Origin of the sequence: Arthrobacter sp. M4, from assembly GCF_020251205.1 — a bacterium.
Classification (GTDB): domain Bacteria; phylum Actinomycetota; class Actinomycetes; order Actinomycetales; family Micrococcaceae; genus Arthrobacter.
The window spans coordinates 16,019-31,431 of the sequence record NZ_JAIWYX010000009.1 but is presented as its reverse complement, the minus strand read 5'-3'; the positions used below and the strand labels follow the sequence as shown (position 1 = coordinate 31,431).

Here is a 15,413-nt window from a genome sequence, read left to right as displayed (position 1 = left end):
ATTAGTGATAGCACGATTGCTTATGACTGTCACGAATCGATAAGACTGCTAAGTCTTATTCAACTTTTGCTTGACGATCGACAAAAGTCCTTCTAGGTTGTTGTGAGAAGGATCACCAACCGGGAACTAGCCCCGGAACCCCACCCGGAACCCACTGGATTCCGCATACGAAGAGGTATCTGATCTTGACCAGCCAGCCACAGGCAACCCGGGCTTTCACTGACGAAAAGCTCGGCGTCGGCATTCTCGGTGCCGGACCCGTCACCCAAGCCATCCACCTCCCCTCCCTCGCCCGCCTCCGGAACATCCTGGAAGTCCGCCACATCATGGACGTCGACGCTTCCGTCGCCGAATCCGTTGCCGCGCGGGTCGGCGCCACGCACAGCACCAGCATGGAAGCACTTTTGGGCGACCCCGCAGTCGATATCGTCGCGATCTGCAGCCCCCACCAATTCCACGCCGACCAGGTGATCGCTGCCTGCAAGGCAGGCAAAAAAGCAGTCCTCTGCGAGAAGCCGTTCGCAATGAACGCCGACGAAGCTGCCCGCATTTCCGCAGTCAGCCAGGAAACCGGCGTACCGATCATCGTGGGTGCCATGCACACGTTCGATCCGGGTTGGCTGGCTGCCGAGCAGAACTGGGGCGATCTTCCTGAGAAGGCGCACACCCTCCGTTCGTCGATCGTGCTACCGCCGAATGCCCGCTTCGAAGACTTCGCCACGGAGATCATCACCCGTCCCGCGAGCGGCACACCCGACTACTCCGATGCTGAAGTAATCAAGAACATGATGCGCGGTGGCATCATGGGCCTGGCCATCCACGACCTTCCGCTGGTCCGCCGCTTCACCCCAGACTTCGAGGACATCGAAGTCCTGCAGGCCCGGCATGTCCGCCTTTTCGGCTACGTTATTTCGCTCCGCACGGGCACGCGCACAATCGAACTTCGCGCCGCCATGAATCAAACGTGGAAGCCGGAATGGACGTTCGAAGCCATCTCCGACAACGAGGCCCTGCGCATCGAGTTCACGCCTTCCTATGTCCACGCCGGTTCTGCCGTCGCCACGTTCACCCGCGGAGGCGAAACCGTCAGCTATGGCCCCTTCGACCACAACGGTTACGAAGGGGAATGGCGCGAACTGGCCGAACTGGCCCGCGGCACCAAGCAGCCACCGTCGGCGCAAACGCTGATCGACGACCTCACCTTCGCCCTCGTCATCGCCGACGCCACGGTTGACAGCGTCGCGGCAGGAGCCCACGCATGAGCCCGCAGTACACAGTCTCCGCGACGCCCGAGGCGGAAGAAGCGGGCTCGGTCGCCCTGGCCGTCGCCTCGCTGCCCGCAACATTCGGGCCTGCCGAGGCTGACTGGGCCGACGTCGTCGTCGTCGCTGGAACGCCGGGCTGGACCGCGGACGCCGCACGCACGGTAGAGTCCGGGGCCCGTGGCGTAATGGTCATCAATCCGGTCCCTGAAGACACCGCCCATTTGGCCGCCGCCGCGGAGGCCGCGCGCACTGCCGTCGTGCTTGACCTCCGCTGGGCTTCAAGTCCGGCGCTCGTTTCACGCATCGGCGAGCCAGACGCCCGCGATGCCGTCCGCAGCGGCCTCGGCACGGCGGCGATGCTGGACTCCGTGGCGACGGCGGCTCCCGGGACGGATTCGAACCGCCTCCTCGGCGAGCATCTCGCCACGCTGCTTACGGTCACCGGAATGCTCGACGGCGTGCGCGTCCTCCGGATCGACCCCACCGGATACACGGCCACCGGCCGGCTCGCCAACGGTGCCCCGTTTGCTGCACAGGGGGTGCTGACGTCAGCCCGGCCCGCCGGGGTGGACATCCAGCTGTACACGCTCGACGGCGGCGTCAACATTAGTGTTCCGGATCCCCTGGCCGCATGGCCGGCTGAGGTCCGGGTCCGTGGCAGCCACGGCGAAGTCCTGCTGCCCACCTTGTTCGAATCCGCCCACCGGGCGGCGTGGCGCCGGTTGAAAGACCACCTCGACGCCGGCACCCTCCCCGACGACCTGGCTGGCTTTGCCCGGCTGACAGACCTTTACGAAACCCTCACCTGAGCCGTACTGAACGTAACTGACGACGCACCGATACCTGACTAGCACAGCACTTCCGTTCCACTTCAGATCTCAACGATGAGCCGGACCTCCCCAACAGCGCAGGACGCGCGCGGGACGTCCCGAAAGGAAAAACCATGAATGCCCAGCCTGGACAGAGCCGTACCTTCTCCCGCCGCGGCTTCCTTGGCCTGAGCGCAGCCGCTGCTGCCGTCCCACTCCTGGCCGCGTGCGGCGGCGGTTCCGCCTCGCAGGCCGGAGGAGGTGCCGCTGGCGGCACCATCAAGTTCTGGGATATGCCGTGGGCCGCCCCGGCGTACAACGACGCGGCGAAGAAGATTGTGGAAGGCTTCTCCGGTAACAACAGCAAGGCCAGCTACCAGCTCATCCAGTGGAACAACTTCTACCAGACGTTCTCCTCCGCAATCGCGTCCAAGACCGGTCCCGCGGTATCCACCGGTGGCGGTTTCCAGGCATTCCAGTTTGAACAGCAGGGCCAGATTGCCTACGCGGACAAGGTCATTGACGCCCTCAAGAAGAATGGGCAGTTCGACGACTTCCTGCCTGGCGTCTTGGAGCCATTCAAGTCGGACAAGGGCTACATCGCCGTACCGTGGCAGCTGGACATGCGCGTCTTCTGGTACCGCAAGTCCCTCTTTGACCAGGCCGGCGTCGCAGTGCCCACCGATTGGAAGAGCATGCTGGAGGCGGGCAAGGCGCTGAAGAAGATCGGAGCTGTCGGTTTCGCCACCGGCTCCGGCGCCGGAAACTTCATTGGCAACCACGCCATGATCATGATGATGGTCAACAACGGCGGCGGCGTGTGGAACCAAGACGGCCAGATCGACGTCATGAATGACCGGAACGTGGAGGCTGTTGAATTCCTCCTGGAGCTGGTTTCCAACGGCATCATCGATCCGGCCGCAGTCAGCTACACAACGGACAACCTGAACGCACAGTGGAAGGACAAGAAGGCCGGCTTCGGCCTCAACGTCGCAGGTCTGCCAACGCGCGTGGGCGACACTTCCGGCGACCTCTACGTAGCCAGCCCTGTCGCAGGCCCGCACGGCGACAAGGCCACCATCGTGTTCCCGAACAACATCATGATGTACAAGAACACGCCATCCCAGGAGGCTTCCGAGGCGTTCCTGACCTATTACATGGGCCAGATCAAGGAACTCTGGAAGCAGAAGCTCATGGTGGCCCTGCCGGTGTTCAAGTCCATCACCGAGATGCCAGAGTTTGCTAGCGACCCGAACAACGTCAAAATCGTCAAGGAATGGCAGCCGATCGCCAAGACCTTCGCGGCCCGCGGATCCAAGCTCACCGCCAACATGGCCGTCCTGGACGGTGGCCAAGCGCTCAGCCAGTTCACGCAGACCATCCTCACGGGCAAGTCGGACGCCAAGACGGCCCTTAAGGCCTTCGAGTCCGGCCTCCAGTCCGTCGTCAAGTCCTAGCGGGAGGCCCCACATGTCCTCCACAACAGTCCAATCCGGCCTGGCCCGGGCCCGCCGCGGGGTTGCCCCCGGCGGGTCCGGGGGCCGCCCCCGCAACAACGGCCTCAATCGCAAGAGCAAGCTGTCCGCGCAGACGTCCAGGACGTACTTCTGGCTCCTGCTGACCTCCGTAATACTGCTCGTCCTCATCCACGGCTACCCGCTGGTCTACGCCGGCGTACAGGCCACGCATGATGGAAACCTGATCGAGACGGGCAACTTTGTCGGCGTTGAGAATTTCGCCAATGTCCTGGGCTCCGCGGCGTTCTGGAAGGCCACCCAGTTCACGCTGATATTCACGATTGTGGGTGTGTTCGGCTCGTGGCTGGTGGGGCTTGGCCTGGCGTTGCTTCTCCGCACAAAAATCCCCGCTGGTGGCACGTTCAAGGTCCTGCTCCTGCTGCCCTGGGTGGTCCCCATCGTTGTGTCCTCCACAGCCTGGAACTGGCTGGTTGCCACCCCAGAGAGCCCCGTCCCCTCCCTGTTCCGCGCCCTTGGCCTGGGGACTCCGCTGTTCCTCGCGGACCCCACCCTCGCCGCAGCAACTGTCATGGCCTTCAAGGTCTGGGTCAGCTTCCCCTTCATGATGATGATGACCTCCGCGGCCCTGGCGTCCGTGGACAACACGGTCTATGAAGCTGCCAGCATGGACGGCGCTTCACGGTTCCAGCAGTTCTCCCAGATCACCCTGCCGCTGATCGCCCGCTCGACCTATATTTCGTGGATCCTGATGACGATCTTCTGCGTCAACGACTTCCCCACCATCTACCTGCTCACCGGCGGCGGCCCCGTGGACGCCACCACTTCCCTGGTGGTCCTGGCCTACCGCAAGGTCTTCCAGGACTTCCAGACCGGCCCCGGCGTCGCCATCGCCTTCCTCATGACCCTCACCCTCGTCATCGTGTCGGTCATCCTGTACCGTCAGATCCGAAAGTCGAGCGTCGAATAATGAGCGCAGTACTGCACGCCCATCCCGAGTCCGGTCCCGCCCTCGGCGTCACGGAGACCGGCAAGCCCCGCCGTGTCCTCTCCGAAGCAGGCATGCGCGGCCGCTGGTGGCGCTTCACCCTGATCCTGGCCATCACCGCAATCGTCCTGGTCCCGATCATGGTCACCGTGGTCCTGGCCTTCACCCCCGGCCCCACCAGCACCGCCACCGGCTTCACCTTCGAGAACATCAGCTACGTGTTCTCCCAAACGCTGGCAGCCACCTGGCTGAAGAACAGCCTCACGGTCACCCTGGCCACCGTCGTCGTGTCCGTCGCGGTCGCGGCTCCGGCTGGGTATGTCCTCTCCCGCGGCCGGTCCAAGGCCGTCTCCGGCTACTCGCTGCTGCTGTTCGTCATGCAGTCCCTGCCCATCATCACCTCCGTGGTGCCGCTGTTCATCCTCTTCGCCGGCATGGGCCTGGTGGACAACCTCCTAGGGCTGACCATCATCTACGTCGGCTCCACGATGACCGTGGCCACCTGGATGATGGCCGCCTACTTCGACTCCATCCCGGTCAGCCTGGAGGAAGCCTCCTGGATCGATGGCTGCTCAGTCTTCGGATCCTTCACCAAAGTGGTCCTTCGCAACTCCCTGCCCGGTGTGCTGTCCACCGCGATCTTCGCCTTCCTGCTGGCCTGGAACGACTACCTCGTGGCCATCGTGTTCCTTCGCTCCAACGAGATCTTCACCCTCCCGATGGGCGTACAGTCCTTCTTCCAGCAAAACCTCACCGACTGGTCCGGAGTCATGGCCTTGGCCGTGATCATGATGCTCCCGCCAATCATCGTCTTCGCCACCCTGAACAAGTACTTCAGCGTCGGCGGCATCGGCGGATCCCTCGCCGGCCGCTGAGCCTCACCGAACCTGAAACAGACACCTCGAAAAGGAAGAAAATGTCCTACTCAGTCCAGCTGTACACCGTCCGCGACGCCGTGGAAGCAGACCTCCCAGGCGCCATCAAGCGCCTTGCCGAGATCGGCTACACCCAGGTGGAGCCGTACAACTTCGCTGCCCGCGCCGATGAGCTCGCCAAGGCCTTCGCCGACAACGGCCTCACCGCTCCCACCGGCCACGCCCCGCTGCTGAGCGCTGACCAGGACGAAATCTTCGCCGCCGCCAAGCGCCTGGGCATTCACACCGTCATCGATCCGTACATCCCCGCCGAGCACTGGCAGGATGCCGAATCCATCCAGGCAACCGCATCCAAGCTCAACGCCGCAGCCAAGAAGGGCGCCGAATACGGCATCCGCGTCGGCTACCACAACCACGCCTGGGAACTTGAGTCCACCATCGAGGGCACCACAGCGCTGGAATACTTCGAGACCCTGCTGGATCCCGAGCTCGTACTCGAAGTGGACACGTACTGGGCAGCAGTCGGCGGGCAGGACCCGGTGGCCCTGCTGGAACGCCTCGGCGACCGCGTAGTGGCTATCCACATCAAGGACGGCCCCATCGACAACGACAGAAAAGCCCAGCTTCCCGCCGGGCAGGGCAAGGTCCCGGTCCTGGACGTCATCGCCGCGGCCAAGAGCCTCGAAGTCGGAGTCGTTGAATTCGACGACTATTCCGGTGACATCTTCGATGGCGTCGCACAATCCTTGGCATTCCTGAACGCCCAGGCTTCCAACGAACAGTCCGCCGGCACCGGCGCCAACGCAGGAGCGTAATCATGAGCACCGCAACATCCACGGGATCCGGGGCGGCCCCCACAGGCAACGGAGCTGTAGGCGTGGCCGTCATCGGCGCCGGCAACATCAGCAAGCAGTACCTGGACAACCTCACGGTCTTCCCGGACGTGAAGGTCCACGTGATCGCAGACCTGTTCGAGGACGCCGCCGCAGCCCGCGCCAAGGAGTACGGCATTGCCGAGCACGGCTCGCCGGAACTGGCGCTGAACCATCCCGACGTCGAAATCATTGTTAACCTGACCATCCCGGCGGCGCACGTCGAGGTAGCAACCGCCGCGGTCAACGCCGGCAAGCATGTCTGGACGGAAAAGCCGTTCTCCCTCGATCGCGAATCCGGACTCGGGCTGCTCAAGGCGGCCGACGCTGCGGGCGTTCGGCTGGGCTGCGCCCCGGACACCGTCCTGGGAGCCGGGCTGCAGACCGCCCGGAGGATCATCGAGCGCGGTGACATCGGCATTCCACTTACAGCGCTAACCACGTTCCAAACCCCGGGCCCCGAGTCCTGGCACCCGAATCCGGCCTTCCTGTTCCAGCACGGCGCCGGACCGCTGTTCGACATGGGTCCGTACTATCTCACCGCACTGGTGCAGGCGTTCGGTTCCGTGCGGCGGGTCGCCGCCGTCGGCTCTACCTCCAAGGAAACCCGCACCATCGGTTCCGGTCCCAAGGCTGGCGAGCAGTTCCCCGTCGAGGTCCCCACCCATGTGTCCGCGATGGCCGAGTTCGAAAACGGCGCGTCCTCGCACAGCGTGTTCAGCTTCCAGTCGCCTCGCCCAAAGGTAGGCTTCGTGGAAATCACCGGCACGGAGGCCACCATCTCGATTCCGGATCCGAACTATTTCACCGGTGACATAAAGCTCTGGCACGCCGGCGACCAGGAATGGACCACCGTGGCTCCAACCGGCCCGGCGAACGGCCGCGGCATGGGTGTGTTGGACATGGCCCGCTCCCTGAGGGCGGGAACGGAACACCGTGCCACCGGCCGGTTGGGCTACCACGTCCTGGACACGATGGTCTCCCTGTCCGAGTCGATCGGATCCGGCACCTTTATCGACGTCGAGAGTTCAGTTCCTGCCTCCGCTCCGCTGCCCGAAGACTGGAACCCCACGGCAGCCACACTCTAGGAAACCCACATCATGACCACTTCCACTCCACCGTCAAATTCCCGCCTGTCCCCTGCCCCGCTGGGTGTGGCCGCCATCGGCTACGCCTTTATGGGCAAGGCCCATTCGAACGCGTGGCGGAACGTGGCCAGCTACTTCGATGTCCCGGCCTTCGAGCAGAAGGTGCTCGTCGGCCGGGACGCCGAGCAGGTGGCCCAGGCTGCAGCCAAGTATGGCTGGGCCGAGTCCGCCACCGACTGGCGTTTAGTTCTTGAACGCGACGACATCCACATCGTGGACATCTGCGCCCCGGGCTGGATGCACGCCGAAATCGCCATCGCCGCCCTCGAAGCGGGCAAGCACGTCCTGGTCGAAAAGCCGCTCGCCAACACCCTGGCCGAGGCCGAAGCCATGACGGCTGCGGCTGCCGCGGCCCGAGCCCGGGGTGTGCAGTCGATGATCGGCTTCAACTACCGCCGCGTGCCCGCCCTGGCACTGGCCCGCGAACTGATCGCCGAGGGCCGCCTGGGCACCGTGCGGCACGTGCGCGCTGCGTACCTGCAGGACTGGCTCGCCGACGCCGAGTCCCCCATGACTTGGCGGCTGCGGAAGGAAACCGCCGGTTCCGGTGCTTTGGGCGACATCGCCTCCCATGCCATCGACCAAGTCCTGTACCTGCTGGGCGGCACAGTTACCGAGGTCACCGGCCGGCTCCACACCTTCGTCAGCAGCCGCCCCGGGCCTTCCGGCCCGGAAGACGTCACGGTGGACGACGCCGCGTGGGCAACTCTAACGCTCGACGGCGGTACGCTCGCCTCCGTGGAGGTCTCCCGCATGGCCACCGGCCAGAAGAACTCCCTAAAGCTTGAGATCTACGGCGACAAAGGCTCCCTGCTTTTCGACCTCGAAGCCATCAATGAACTTGGCTTCCTGGACGCTACGCTGCCCGTGCGGGAACAGGGCTTCCGGCGCATCCTGGTCAACGAACCTGAGCACCCTTACATGGATGCCTGGTGGCCGCAGGGGCATGTCATCGGCTGGGAACACACCTTCACACACCAGATCCGCGACTTCCTCCTCGCCATCGCCGCCGGCCAGGCACCGTCGCCGTCGTTCGAGGAAGGCCTCGCCGTCCAAAAGGTCCTGGCCGCCGTCGAAGAATCTGCCAATAACAAGAGCACGCTGACCGTCGTCAACCACTAGGAGAGTTCAAATGCCTCGCCCGTACACCCTGTTCACCGGCCAGTGGGCCGACCTCCCCTTCGAGGAAGTCGCGCGTCTTGCGTCCGGCTGGGGCTACGACGGCCTCGAGATCGCCGTCTCCGGGGACCACCTGGACGCCTGGCGCTGGGACGAACCCGGCTACGTCGAGTCCAAGCTGGAGATCCTGGACAAGTACAAGCTGAAGGTCTGGGCCATCTCCAACCACCTCAAGGGCCAGGCCGTGTGCGATGACCCCATCGACTTCCGCCACCAGGCCATCGTCGGGTCCAAGGTCTGGGGCGACGGCGACCCCGAAGGCGTCCGGGCCCGCGCCGCCGAGGAAATGAAACACACCGCCCGCCTCGCCAAGGCCCTTGGCGTGGACACCGTCGTCGGGTTCACCGGCTCCTCCATCTGGCAGTACGTGGCCATGTTCCCGCCCGTCCCGGAAAAAGTCATCGACGCCGGCTACCAGGACTTCGCCGACCGCTGGAACCCCATCCTGGACGTCTTCGACGAACAAGGGGTGAAGTTCGCGCATGAAGTCCACCCCTCCGAGATCGCCTACGACTACTGGACCACCGTCCGCACGCTGGAGGCCATTGGGCACCGGGAAGCGTTCGGCCTGAACTGGGACCCCTCGCACATGATGTGGCAGGGGATCGACCCCGTCTCCTTCATCTGGGACTTCAAGGACCGGATCTACCACGTGGACTGCAAGGACACCAAGATCCGCCAGACCGGCCGCAACACCGTCCTGGGCTCCCACCTGCCCTGGGGCGACCCGCGACGCGGTTGGGACTTCGTCTCCGCCGGACGCGGCGACGTCCCCTGGGAAGCAGCCTTCCGGGCACTGTCCGCGATCGGCTACTCCGGTCCGATTTCGATCGAGTGGGAAGACGCCGGCATGGACCGCCTCCACGGCGCCCCCGAAGCCCTCGCCGCCCTCAAGAAATTCGACTTCCCCGCCTCCCAAACCAGCTTCGACGCAGCCTTCAGCACTCAGGACTAAGGATGACTGCAGCACGCTAATGCAGGGAAGGTGACACAGTGATCCGGACTCTTCGTGTGGGTCAGCGGTGTGAGATATGGATTGCGTCGATCACCGGTGAATCCGAGTTGGTCTTTTCTAGCGACGAGCTCCTGTTGGAGGCCCCGAACTGGACCCTTGATGGTGGGTCACTGATCCTTAACGGCGATGGAAAGCTCTGGCGCTTTGACTTGGCGAGCGGTTCGTTGGAGGCGGTGCCTTTGGACGGGATACCCGAGCTGAACAACGATCATGTCTTGGCACCCGATGGACATAGCATCTTTCTCTCGGCAAACGATGGCCACATCTACAGCGCCGCGCTTGCCGGAGGCCGCGCCACGCGAATCACCGACGACGACGGATTTTTCCACTTTCTCCACGGCGTCAGCCCGGACGGTCGGGAACTGGCCTACGTCGGGATCCAAGCAGGAGACTTCACACAGCCCGGCCAACTCTTAACCGTGCCAGCCACCGGGGGCGCGACTGAGGCAATGGACGTTGGCGAAGGCCATTGCGACGGCCCTGAATACTCACCCGACGGCGAATGGATCTATATCAACACGGAGTCGTTCTCAACGTTGCCGGGGCATGCCCAGCTTGCCCGCGTCCGAAGAGACGGAAGCGGATTCGAGCGGCTGGTTGAAAGCGGATCTGTCGACTGGTTCCCGCATCTTTCCCCCGATGGCCGCTGGGCCAGCTACATCCGGTTTCCCAGCGGAACAGAAGGGCATCCCGCTGATTTACCAGTCGACGTCGTGCTTGTCTCCCCCGCCGATTGGACAACGTCGATCCACACCTGGTCGCTCCTTGGGGGCCAGGGAACGCTCAATGTCAACAGTTGGTCCCCGGATGCCAGCCAGTTCGCCTACGTTGCCTATCCGATCGGGAAGTAAGCAGCGGCACCCTCTCCCGCATGTCAGAACGGGGGTGGCTGGGATCTGAGATTGTCCCCTGGCGGGCGGTTCTCTAACGGTGTGGAGGCCTGGTCTGCTTGGCCGAGGCATGCGGGTTCTGTGGTGTAGGTGCGGCCGAGGGGTGAGGTCCAGCTGAGGTGGCCGGTTGGGGAGGTGTGTCTGTAGCTCCACGCGCCGATGGATTTGAGCGCGTGGTGCTTTTTGCAGAGCAGGGCAAGATTGCCGGGGTCTGTTGTCCCGCCGTCCTGCCATTCGATGGTGTGGTCTGGTTCGCACGTGCTGGCGCGGCGGGTGCAGCCGGGGAAGCGGCAGGTTTTATCGCGGTGGTTGAGGTATCTGCGGAGTGCTTGTGGTGGCCGGTAGGCCGTGCGGCCGACGCCGAGGGCTTCCCCTGTGGCGTGGTCGGTGAAGAGCCGGTGCCAGCTGGGCGCGAGAGCGGCCAGTCGGCGGGCAGTGGTGGGGTCGATGGGGCCGTAGCCCTCCAGCTCGGCCACGGCAGCGCTTTCCATTGCGGTGCCTTCCGCTGTGGTGCCTCCGGCCGCGGTGGTGGTGTCCACAGCGTTGCTTTCCGTTGCAGTGCCTCCGACTGCAGTCGTGCTTTCCGCGGCTGAGCTTCCGTCTCCGGCCGCGGTGCCTGCCGCTGCGGTGCCACCGGCCGCGGCTGAGCTTTCCGCTACGGTTCCTTCCGCTGCGGTGGTTCCGGCTGCGGATGCGGCGCCTAGGGCGAGTCCGATGGGGATGGTGAGCACGACAGTGGGCTGGAACGGCGCGGTGCCGGGCTCGCCGGGATTACCCAATCCTGGGATCCCAAGCAGGCGCTGAACGAGGGCGTCGGCGCGGAGCTCGGCGAGGGTGCGGTGTTCTGCCAGCGTGCGCGGCTCGGCGAGCGTGCCGGAGGGTTGGGGGAAAGTGCGCTGATCGGCGCCCGTGGCTCCTTGGTGAAGGATCCCGGTTCTGCCCGCCTGCGCCGCGGTGTTTGCTGGATTCGGGTGTGCTGCGCCCGGGGTGGCGGCGGTGGTTTCCGCGATAGATCCCTCCGCAACAGATCTCTCTGCTACGAATCCTTCTGCGGTGCTGGCCTGGGTTTCTACTGCCTGGGCTTTGGCGGTGCGGGCGTCGTGGTCCAGGCCGTTGTAGATGGCCAGGCCGGCTTCGGCGGGCAGGTAGGCGCCCAGGGTGCACATGCCGTCCGGTTCAGGGGTGAACCAGACGCTGCGGTCCCGCCGGGCGGCGGTGGTGCGGGCCTGGATGGTGTCGGGGTGGAGGCGTTCCCGCATCCGGCGCAGCACGGTGCGCAGTTCCGCGGGGGTGCGCATCCGGCCGTGCCTTGTGCGGGTGGCGTGCAGGGCCCTGCGGGTGAAGATGTCGGCGTGGTCGTCCGGGACGGTGCGGGCCTGGTCCAGGATCACCCGGGCATGCTCGGGGGAGATTTCACCGTCTTCGAGGGCTTCGAGGACTTCCCACCGGGGACCGTCCAGGTCCGCTGCGTCGTGCAGGGCCCGCGCGGCGGCGTGTTCGGACACGGCGCAGGCGGTGGCGACCTCCGACACGGCCAGGGCGTGGGCCTCGTTCCCGCCGAACCGTACCGGCTGGGACCCGCGCCGCCGGGATAATTCCTCGGTGTTCAGTTCCTCGGTGATGGCTTCCTCCGCGCGGGCCAGGGCGCGCAGTTTCATCGCGGTGGCCCAGGCGATCAGCCGGTCCGCGGCCACGGCCACGTGCAGGGCGCCGTCCGCGGTGAGGCAGGACGCCAAAGGCAGCCGGACGGTGCCGGAGAGCAGGGAGTCCTCCTGGCCGGTGAACAACTCCACCGGCCACGCATCATCACCGTCAACGAACGCCCCAACAACCATCCAAACCACCCCCCTTCCCGAAGTACCTTCACCCTACGAGGAGGCACTGACATTTTTAGCCCGCCACCGGAGGCGCCCCCGCGCGGTAGCCTCCCGGGTGCGTCGATTGGGGGAAGCCGGCCGTATAAACGCGTGAGCGCTCCACGCGCGGTAGCCTCCCGCGTGCGTCGTATGGGGGAACCCGGAAACGCCCGCGTCCGGCTACCCGGCAACGCCGGCGTCCGCAACCGGGCAACGCCTGCGTCCCGCAACCCGGCAACCCGGGCAACCCGGGCAACCCGGGCAACGAGTATTGTCGGAGCGTGTCCTCCAAGCAAATTTCTGATTAGGGTTCTGTTGAAGCATGAGGAGAGACAAATGATTTCTATGGTCCGCACCGCAACGGCAGAGGACGCAAGGCGGCTTGCTGAGTTGGCCGCCGTCACCTTTCCCTTGGCGTGCCCGCCTGGCTCTTCGCCGGAGGACATCCGGATCCATCTCGAGCGGACTTTGAGTGAGGCAAACTTTGTGGAGTATCTCGCTGACGCGCAGATCACTATTTTGGTGCTCGACGACGGCGGGCGGCTCGACGGGTACACAATGCTGATTGCCAAACCGGCAAGCGATCCCGACGTTGCAGCCGCGCTTACCGCCCTGCCGTCCACGGAGCTCAGCAAGTGCTATGTGCATCCCGAACACCACGGCCGCGGGTCAGCCACCCAGCTGATGAAGGCTTCCCTGGAGCACGCGGCGGATCAGGGAGCGGCAGGAGTGTGGCTGGGTGTCAACAGCGAAAACGCTAAGGCCATCCGTTTCTACGAAAAGAGTGGCTTCACCAGGGTTGGAACCAAGTCGTTCACTCTCGGCAGCACAGTGGAACACGACCTGGTCATGGAGCACGTCCTTTAATCCTTCCCGGAGGATCCCAGCAGGTCGAACAAGCCGTGGTCCAGAGGCGGCCGTGGGCTCCTCTTCAATTCCAGTTCCGGCGGCAAGCCAACGATGCTGCCATGATCGCCCTCGGCCCGGATTGTGATCCGCGAACGCCCTAATTTGACGTTGTCGGCCCGGAACCCGCCAAACTTCTCGGGCAGGATCGGCGCCAGGTGGACCACGTTGCGGGTGAAGTCGGGATCGAACCTGAGCAGCGCGCGGGCCAACTGCACCGGAGCGGCCGCAGCCCAAGCCTGCGGTGAGCAAGCGGTGGGGTACGGTACGGGCTGGGCAAAGTCCGTACGGTCGAAGCCACAGAAAAGCTCGGGCAGGCGGTCGCCGAAGTACTCGGCAGCGTCGAACAAGCCCTGTGCAACGCGGCTCGCCTCTTTTACGAAGCCGTAGCGCATCAGGCCGGTTGCAACGAGTGCAGTATCGTGTGGCCAGACGGAACCGTTGTGGTAGCTGACCGGATTGTAGGCGCCCATGTCCGAACCCAGGGTCCGGATTCCCCAACCCGTGAACATCTCCGGGGACATAAGCCGCTCCGCCACCAGGGGAGCCTTGTCTTCATCCACGATGCCTACCCAGAGGCAATGCCCCATGTTCGAGGCGCAGGCATCCACCGGGCGCTTGTCTTTGTCCAGCGCCACCGCAAAATAGCCCTTGTCCGGAAGCCAGAACGCCTCGTTGAAAGCGGTCTTAAGCTTCGCCGCTTCACTGGCCCAATGACGTTCGGATACGGGATCACCGGCCCAACGCGCCAGCAGGGACCTGCCAACATAGGCCGAATACACGTACCCCTGCACTTCACAAAGTGCAATGGGCGGCTCGGCCATGCGGCCATCGGCGAAATTGATCCCGTCCCAGGAATCCTTCCAACCCTGGTTCACGAGTCCATGCGCATTGGGCCGCAGGTACTCCACAAAGCCGTCCCCGTCCCGGTCTCCATACTTTTGGATCCATTCCAGCGCCCGATCCGCGTGGGGAACCAGGGATTCGATGATGTCGCCGCCGAGCCCCCACCTGCTGAGCTCACCGAGCACCGCCACGAAGAGCGGCGTAGCATCGGCAGTGCCGTAGTACGCGGTGCCGCCCAGTGACAACCCGGCGGTGACTCCCAACCTCACCTCGTGGGGAATGCGGCCAGGCTCCTCCTCAGAATCGTTGTCCACCACATTGCCTTGGATCGCGGCCAGGGTCTGCAGGGTTCCGGCAGCGAGGTTGGGGTCAACCATAAGGGCCATGTAGGACGACAGGAGCGAGTCGCGTCCAAACAGTGCCATGAACCAGGGAGCTCCGGCCGCCACGGCAGCCCGGCCGGGGTGCTCCGGGTCGAAGATCCGCAGTGAGCCGAGGTCCTTCTGGCTGCGGCTCAGGACCCCTTCCACTGTCTTGTCCGCGACGCTCACCCGTGGGACGTGCTCTTCCCATTCAATGTGGCGCTTGACCCCCTCCCAATGGTGCGGCTCGGCACTCTCCGTAAACGCGTCGTCGGGCCTTTCTCCGTTAGTCAGGGGAACAGCGATGACGCTGGTGGACCATTCCCCACGTGGCGGAACCGTAACGCTGAACCTCAGCCCGTCGTCGTCGACTTCGGCGCCAGCGGCCCGGAAGGCCACGCCGCGGCTCTGGCCCGCACGGACGGACTCGATGACCAGTTCGCCGTTGTGCACCCTGGCGCGTTCGACGCCGGCAATGCCCTCCCTGCCGCCCTTGACGTCAAAGAGGTCGGCGAGGTCGGCGTCGAGGACCAATTGGATGTCGCAGGCGGCCGGTTCGCCGGAGTAATTCCTGATCGTGAGGTCATCGCGGAGGCCAGGACCCACGTGACGCTGATGTTCCACCACCAGCGGGCTGTCGAATCGACCGTCCGCAGCCCGTGCCCTACCCACAAACTCGGCACGGAAAGCAGTGGGAGTGCGCGCGGCCAGCGGCTCGCGCGGAGCTCCATTGACGGTGAGGATCCAGCGGGACACTATGCGGGTGTCCTGGTAGAACGTTCCCTGCGCTCCCCCGCGATGGATGTCGCCGCTGTGTGAAGAAATGCAGAAGGACGATCCCTCCACTACGGTGACCGAGCCGACGTCGGTGGCGCCGGCTTCAGTGTCGGCGTTCCAGGCTGTCATGCCTCCGATTCTTGTCCAATC

At 64.7% G+C, this 15,413-nt stretch carries 13 protein-coding genes; 11 read left to right on the top strand and 2 right to left on the bottom strand.

What is annotated here, in order from left to right; all coding sequences use genetic code 11:
• The first annotated feature begins 185 nt into the window (after nt 1-185).
• From LD110_RS16295 to LD110_RS16250, 10 genes are all read left to right on the top strand, one after another.
• Nucleotides 186-1,262, top strand: a complete 1,077-nt coding sequence (locus LD110_RS16295) for a Gfo/Idh/MocA family protein (RefSeq protein ID WP_225499973.1) — start codon at nt 186-188, stop codon at nt 1,260-1,262.
• A complete protein-coding gene (locus LD110_RS16290; RefSeq protein WP_225499970.1) occupies nt 1,259-2,074 on the top strand; it encodes a hypothetical protein in 816 nt (271 codons plus the stop codon). The genes LD110_RS16295 and LD110_RS16290 overlap by 4 nt, the downstream gene beginning before the upstream one ends.
• Before the next feature lie 134 nt (nt 2,075-2,208).
• On the top strand, nt 2,209-3,531 hold the full coding sequence (locus tag LD110_RS16285; RefSeq protein WP_225499968.1) for an ABC transporter substrate-binding protein: 1,323 nt from the start codon (nt 2,209-2,211) through the stop codon (nt 3,529-3,531).
• A 13-nt stretch (nt 3,532-3,544) separates the two neighbouring features.
• Nucleotides 3,545-4,519, top strand: a complete 975-nt coding sequence (locus tag LD110_RS16280; RefSeq protein WP_225499964.1) for a carbohydrate ABC transporter permease — start codon at nt 3,545-3,547, stop codon at nt 4,517-4,519.
• Complete coding sequence (locus tag LD110_RS16275) at nt 4,519-5,412, top strand: carbohydrate ABC transporter permease (RefSeq protein WP_225499957.1); 894 nt, start codon at nt 4,519-4,521, stop codon at nt 5,410-5,412. The genes LD110_RS16280 and LD110_RS16275 overlap by 1 nt, the downstream gene beginning before the upstream one ends.
• Nucleotides 5,413-5,453: 41 nt before the next feature.
• Nucleotides 5,454-6,227, top strand: coding sequence for a sugar phosphate isomerase/epimerase (locus LD110_RS16270; RefSeq protein WP_225499956.1), 774 nt, complete (start codon nt 5,454-5,456; stop codon nt 6,225-6,227).
• A 2-nt stretch (nt 6,228-6,229) separates the two neighbouring features.
• Nucleotides 6,230-7,372, top strand: coding sequence for a Gfo/Idh/MocA family protein (locus LD110_RS16265; RefSeq protein WP_225499947.1), 1,143 nt, complete (start codon nt 6,230-6,232; stop codon nt 7,370-7,372).
• A 12-nt stretch (nt 7,373-7,384) separates the two neighbouring features.
• Nucleotides 7,385-8,554: a Gfo/Idh/MocA family protein gene (locus tag LD110_RS16260; RefSeq protein ID WP_225499944.1), complete on the top strand. Its 1,170-nt coding sequence runs from the start codon at nt 7,385-7,387 to the stop codon at nt 8,552-8,554.
• Nucleotides 8,555-8,564: 10 nt separating this feature from the next.
• Complete coding sequence (locus tag LD110_RS16255; RefSeq protein ID WP_225499942.1) at nt 8,565-9,566, top strand: sugar phosphate isomerase/epimerase; 1,002 nt, start codon at nt 8,565-8,567, stop codon at nt 9,564-9,566.
• Nucleotides 9,567-9,604: 38 nt separating this feature from the next.
• Complete coding sequence (locus LD110_RS16250; RefSeq protein ID WP_225499940.1) at nt 9,605-10,477, top strand: biopolymer transporter Tol; 873 nt, start codon at nt 9,605-9,607, stop codon at nt 10,475-10,477.
• Nucleotides 10,478-10,500: 23 nt separating this feature from the next.
• On the opposite strand, the gene LD110_RS16245 is transcribed toward LD110_RS16250, so the two are convergent.
• Nucleotides 10,501-12,351, bottom strand: coding sequence for an HNH endonuclease signature motif containing protein (locus LD110_RS16245; RefSeq protein ID WP_225499938.1), 1,851 nt, complete (start codon nt 12,349-12,351; stop codon nt 10,501-10,503).
• A 357-nt stretch (nt 12,352-12,708) separates the two neighbouring features.
• On the opposite strand from LD110_RS16245, the gene LD110_RS16240 reads away from it, so the two are divergent.
• Nucleotides 12,709-13,239, top strand: a complete 531-nt coding sequence (locus LD110_RS16240; protein ID WP_225499931.1) for a GNAT family N-acetyltransferase — start codon at nt 12,709-12,711, stop codon at nt 13,237-13,239.
• Here the strand turns inward: LD110_RS16240 and LD110_RS16235 are convergent.
• Nucleotides 13,236-15,392 carry a glycogen debranching N-terminal domain-containing protein gene (locus LD110_RS16235; protein ID WP_225499928.1) on the bottom strand — a complete coding sequence of 719 codons (2,157 nt, stop codon included), beginning with the start codon at nt 15,390-15,392 and terminating at the stop codon, nt 13,236-13,238. The two genes, LD110_RS16240 and LD110_RS16235, sit on opposite strands and share 4 nt — an antisense overlap.
• Nucleotides 15,393-15,413 lie beyond the last annotated feature (21 nt).

Bases quoted from the DNA above. Each gene is read 5' to 3' on its own strand.
- LD110_RS16290 (WP_225499970.1), top strand. From the start codon at position 1,259: ATGAGCCCGCAGTACACAGTCTCCGCGACGCCCGAGGCGGAAGAAGCG.
- LD110_RS16285 (WP_225499968.1), top strand. From the start codon at position 2,209: ATGAATGCCCAGCCTGGACAGAGCCGTACCTTCTCCCGCCGCGGCTTC.
- LD110_RS16280 (WP_225499964.1), top strand. From the start codon at position 3,545: ATGTCCTCCACAACAGTCCAATCCGGCCTGGCCCGGGCCCGCCGCGGG.
- LD110_RS16275 (WP_225499957.1), top strand. From the start codon at position 4,519: ATGAGCGCAGTACTGCACGCCCATCCCGAGTCCGGTCCCGCCCTCGGC.
- LD110_RS16270 (WP_225499956.1), top strand. From the start codon at position 5,454: ATGTCCTACTCAGTCCAGCTGTACACCGTCCGCGACGCCGTGGAAGCA.
- LD110_RS16265 (WP_225499947.1), top strand. From the start codon at position 6,230: ATGAGCACCGCAACATCCACGGGATCCGGGGCGGCCCCCACAGGCAAC.
- LD110_RS16260 (WP_225499944.1), top strand. From the start codon at position 7,385: ATGACCACTTCCACTCCACCGTCAAATTCCCGCCTGTCCCCTGCCCCG.
- LD110_RS16255 (WP_225499942.1), top strand. From the start codon at position 8,565: ATGCCTCGCCCGTACACCCTGTTCACCGGCCAGTGGGCCGACCTCCCC.
- LD110_RS16245 (WP_225499938.1), bottom strand. From the start codon at position 12,351: ATGGTTGTTGGGGCGTTCGTTGACGGTGATGATGCGTGGCCGGTGGAG.
- LD110_RS16240 (WP_225499931.1), top strand. From the start codon at position 12,709: ATGATTTCTATGGTCCGCACCGCAACGGCAGAGGACGCAAGGCGGCTT.
- LD110_RS16235 (WP_225499928.1), bottom strand. From the start codon at position 15,392: ATGACAGCCTGGAACGCCGACACTGAAGCCGGCGCCACCGACGTCGGC.